The sequence below is a fragment of the Planktothrix sp. genome, from assembly GCF_046067725.1.
Lineage (GTDB): Bacteria > Cyanobacteriota > Cyanobacteriia > Cyanobacteriales > Microcoleaceae > Planktothrix.
Genome location: NZ_JBJUDF010000207.1, coordinates 1 through 2,637 on the forward strand (window position 1 = coordinate 1; position 2,637 = coordinate 2,637).

Below are 2,637 nucleotides of genomic sequence, written 5' to 3' on the forward strand. Positions count from 1 at the left end.
TCCTTGTTCATCTAACTCAGCAATCACATAAACCTGGGACACACAACCGGGAACTTTATTATCAGCAATTTTCTGATCTTCAGGAAAGGGGGGGAGTTTTTGGGCGATGGTCATTAATTGTTCATAGCGCAATTTATTAGAAGAAGCGCGTTTAAAACGCTGTACCATTCGTTCTAAAGTAGGCGGTAAAGGAGTTGCAGTGGAAGACATGATCCAGAAGAATAGAATTTCTCCATCAGTGTAGCAGGTGTTGGCAAGTCGGGAGTTTATTCCTATCATACCCTGTCGGGGCGAGGTCTTCTCGCCCTTAGAGGGACGCGCTATGACCCTTTTAAACACCGAATGGCTTCTAATAACCCCCGTGCTTTATTCAGGGTTTCTTCATATTCTTTTTGCGGTTGGGAGTCAGCAACAACACCCGCACCCGCTTGAACACTAACTTGATGTTGATTTTGACCTTGATCTTGAACAATCATGGTACGAATAGTAATCGCACTATTGAGTTGTCCTTCAAAATCATAGTAACCATAAACCCCAGAATAGGGGCCACGGCGACAGCCTTCTAATTCATGAATAATTTCCATCGCCCGAATTTTAGGCGCGCCACTAACCGTCCCGGCTGGAAAACAAGCTTTTAATAAATCCCAGGCGGTTTTATTTTCTGCTAATTCTCCAATAACATTACTAACAATGTGCATGACATGGGAATAACGTTCAATGACCATTAATTCATCAACTTTAACGGTTCCCATTTGACACACTCGCCCTAAATCATTGCGCCCTAAATCGACTAACATAATGTGTTCCGCGACTTCTTTGGGATCTTGTAGTAAATCTTCGGCTAAGGCTTGATCTTCTTGAGGAGTTTGACCTCGGCGACGGGTTCCCGCAATGGGACGGACGGTGGCGATTAATTTTCCGTCGGGATTTTTTTCCGCTTTTACCATGACTTCGGGACTCGAACCAATTAATTGCCAATTCCCAAAGTTAAAATAAGCCATATAAGGAGACGGATTAATTAACCGCAAAGAACGATAGAGGGAAAAGGGATCACCGGAATATTCTGTGGTTAACCGTTGAGATAAAACCACTTGAAAAATATCTCCGGCTTTAATATATTGTTTGCCTTTTTCCACATTGGCGCAAAATTGCTCTTGGGAAACGTTACTTTTGTAGGTTAATGGGGGTTGATGATCGGGGGGAGCCCATTCTAAAAGGGTATTTTCTGGAGATAAGGGAGATTGAAGTTTAGCAACTAATTGTTGAACGCGATCGCAAGCTTGTTGATAGGCCGTTTCTAAATCGGTATTGCGAGTATCTGCGTATGCGATCGCCCAAATTTTACGTTTAACTTGATCAAAGATTAATAATTGATCAACCTGCATCCATAACCCATCGGGTAAATCATTGGAATTGGGGGAATAAACGGGAACACGGGACTCGATCCACTGCATTAATTCATAACCCCAAAACCCAAAAAGTCCGCCAATTCCTGGGGGGAGTTGGGGTAATTTGACCGGATGATAAGGTTCTAAACAGGTTTCTAAAGCGTTGAAGGGATCACCTGTAAATTCTTTAATGCTTCCATCTCGCCATTTTTGCACCGTGCGCTCGCCTTTAGCTTCTAAAATCCAAACTGGATCACACCCTAAGAAACTATAACGCCCGATGTTTTCGCCACCTTCAACCGATTCTAACAAAAAATTATAGGGCTCGTCAGCACAAACCCGATACCACGCAGAAACCGGAGTATCTAAATCAGCCACCCATTCTTGATAGACTGGAATAAAATTTCCGGTCGTTGCGCGTTGAGCAAATTGGGAGAAATCTGGAAAAATCATGGCGACTAATGGCGAACAATAAAAAACAAAGGATGAAGGAGAGAATAAACCATCCTTCATCCTAATATGTTTATGGGCATGGTGCCCTTGAATGACTCAAAGCGTTTTAAACGTCAGAGGTAGATTTACCTGTAAATTTGACTTTAGCCGGATCAACGTTACTACCGATATTGTGGGCAACACTATTAGCAGCTTGACGTCCTTCATTAACTTTTTCAGGGAAAACGCCATCTTTGGGATGCAGATATTCGGTTTCGCCGTTAGGAAAAACGCGATAGATTTTATAGTTGTCTATTTTAGGTTTGAATTTTGAACGCAGTTGAGCACCTAAAGCAAGACATTGTTCCTTGCGGGCTAAATAGAGGAGGTTGTCTCCTTCGTTCATAATGGCTGCACCGCCTGTGGGCATTTCAAACACCTGTTCTTTGGTGCTAGTCCAGGTGATTGCATATTTTTCTTCCACTTGAGCTTTTGTTAATAAGCCACCAGTGCTGCCACCGAACTTTGGTGGTTGTCCAGTCAGTGTTTCTGCCATAAAAAATCACTCAATGATGTTTTTACGGAATCGTAACACTGATGGTGCTTCTGTCTGTAGTAGTCGTAAAGAACCGTTACAGAAGTTAGGGAGCGGGGGGAGAAGGGGAGCAGGGGGAGTAGGGCAGGGCTGTTTCATTTTCTCCCAAAATTTGTATGACCTCTCCCCCTAACCCCCTCTCCTGCAAGGAGAGGGGGGACTAATTATTACTATTAAACATCAAAAATCATTAATTACTCCCCCTTCCCTATTAGGGAAGGG

At 43.2% G+C, this 2,637-nt stretch carries 3 protein-coding genes; all 3 read right to left on the minus strand.

Annotated elements, in window-relative coordinates:
* Nucleotides 1–210 (minus strand): SufE family protein (locus ACKPEB_RS12775; RefSeq protein ID WP_408965313.1); only part of this gene is annotated, 210 nt, incomplete at its 3' end.
* A gap of 110 nt (nt 211–320) precedes the next feature.
* Nucleotides 321–1,841, minus strand: coding sequence for an anthranilate synthase component I (gene trpE, locus ACKPEB_RS12780; protein ID WP_408965315.1), 1,521 nt, complete (start codon nt 1,839–1,841; stop codon nt 321–323).
* A gap of 106 nt (nt 1,842–1,947) precedes the next feature.
* Nucleotides 1,948–2,376 (minus strand): photosystem I reaction center subunit II PsaD, encoded by a 429-nt coding sequence (locus ACKPEB_RS12785; protein ID WP_408965314.1) that lies wholly within the window; start codon nt 2,374–2,376, stop codon nt 1,948–1,950.
* Nucleotides 2,377–2,637 lie beyond the last annotated feature (261 nt).

Coding starts and splice junctions, on each gene's coding strand:
- trpE (WP_408965315.1), bottom strand. CDS start 1,841: ATGATTTTTCCAGATTTCTCCCAATTTGCTCAACGCGCAACGACCGGA.
- ACKPEB_RS12785 (WP_408965314.1), bottom strand. CDS start 2,376: ATGGCAGAAACACTGACTGGACAACCACCAAAGTTCGGTGGCAGCACT.